The organism is Vibrio sp. Vb1574 (genome assembly GCF_033338675.1).
The window spans coordinates 1-1,535 of sequence record NZ_JAWOTC010000168.1 but is presented as its reverse complement, the minus strand read 5'-3'; the positions used below and the strand labels follow the sequence as shown (position 1 = coordinate 1,535).

The 1,535-nt window shown below is 46.2% G+C and carries 2 protein-coding genes; one reads left to right on the top strand and one right to left on the bottom strand.

Annotation, left to right across the window (positions count from 1 at the left end; translation table 11 throughout):
- On the top strand, positions 1 to 807 hold an 807-nt coding region (locus tag R7O12_RS24505), incomplete at its 5' end, for a peptidoglycan DD-metalloendopeptidase family protein (protein ID WP_318126639.1).
- A 52-nt stretch (positions 808 to 859) separates the two neighbouring features.
- On the opposite strand, the gene R7O12_RS24500 is transcribed toward R7O12_RS24505, so the two are convergent.
- Positions 860 to 1,535 (bottom strand): EAL domain-containing protein (locus R7O12_RS24500; protein ID WP_318126637.1); only part of this gene is annotated, 676 nt, incomplete at its 5' end.

The window sequence follows — 1,535 nt, the reverse complement described above, 5'->3', positions numbered from 1 at the left end:
CCGGGTGTTTGGCGTCAGGAGCCGCTAGTTGGCGTAATTCAAGGCAGTTTCTCTTCTTCTGCGAATCGTTTAGGTCTGAGTTCTGCAGAAATCAGCCAAGTGGTGAGCTTGCTAAAAGAGCAGGTGAACTTTGGACGTGATCTTCGTGCGGGTGACCGATTTGAAGTGGTTCGTCGTTCACAAACTATCAACGGTGTATCAACTGGCAAGAATGAAATCGAAGCGATCAAAATCTACAATCGTGGTCGTGAGATAACCGCGTATCTTCATACGGATGGTCAGTTCTACAACGCGAAAGGTGAAAGCCTACAGCGTGCGTTCCAACGTTATCCTGTGAGCCGTAGTTGGCGTATCAGTTCTGGATTTAACCCGAATCGTTTACACCCAGTAACAGGCCGTGTTGCACCGCATAACGGTACTGACTTTGCTGTACCGACTGGCACGCCTGTAGTGTCGACAGGTGATGGCACCGTGATTATGACACGTAAGCACCCGTATGCGGGTAACTACGTTGTTGTTGAGCACGGTAACAAATACAAAACGCGTTACCTGCATCTAAGCAAGATCTTAGTGAAGAAAGGCCAAAAAGTTTCTCGCGGTCAGCGTATCGGCTTGTCTGGTAAAACAGGCCGAGTTACTGGTCCACACCTTCATTATGAATTGATCGAGTACGGACGCCCTGTAAACGCGATGCGCGCAAATATTCCGATGGCGAGCTCTGTTCCTAAGAAGGAGATGGCAACCTTCATCGCGAATCGAGATGAAATGGATAAGTTACTAAAAAACAAAGAAAAAGCGGTTTTATAGCTGTTTAGGCTCTTAATCGAAACAAAAAGACCAAGCAATTGCTTGGTCTTTTTTATGCGCGTTTGACTTGTCTATCGTTAATCATGTGTACCAATTCATCGACGTTGTGTGGGCGAGAATAGAAGTAGCCTTGAATATAATGACAACCCATGTCGATAAGCTTATTTAGCGCCCTGTCGTCTTCTACGCCTTCTGCAATTAAGTCGACATCCAACAGTTGAGCTAACTGGGCTATCAGATACACCACTTGCTCTGACGTTTTGTTCGAGAGCATATTGCGCACAAATGTGGCGTCAATTTTGATGCTGTCGATAGGGTAATTATGAATGTAATTTAAGCTCGAATAGCCAGTGCCGAAGTCATCCAGTGCGACTTTAAAACCAAGATAGCGAAGCGAGTTCAAAACCATCTGCTCGCGTCCACTTTGTGAAAGCAAAACGGTTTCAGTGAGCTCTATAACAAAGTCCGAAGCATCGTGACCGTATCGCTCGAGCAAGGTTGTTAGGTGGTTGATGTAGCGGTTTGAATCGACCAGTTCGTGTGCAGAGCAGTTGATGGATAGCTTCACGGTATAACCGAGGTGAGCCTCTAACTCTTGCTTCGCAATACATGCTAACTCTATGATTCGCTCACCTAATTCGATGATTAATCCTGATTGCTCTGCCGCTTCAATAAACTCCGCAGGGGAGATGTTGCCATACACACTGCTGTTCCAACGAGCGAGTATT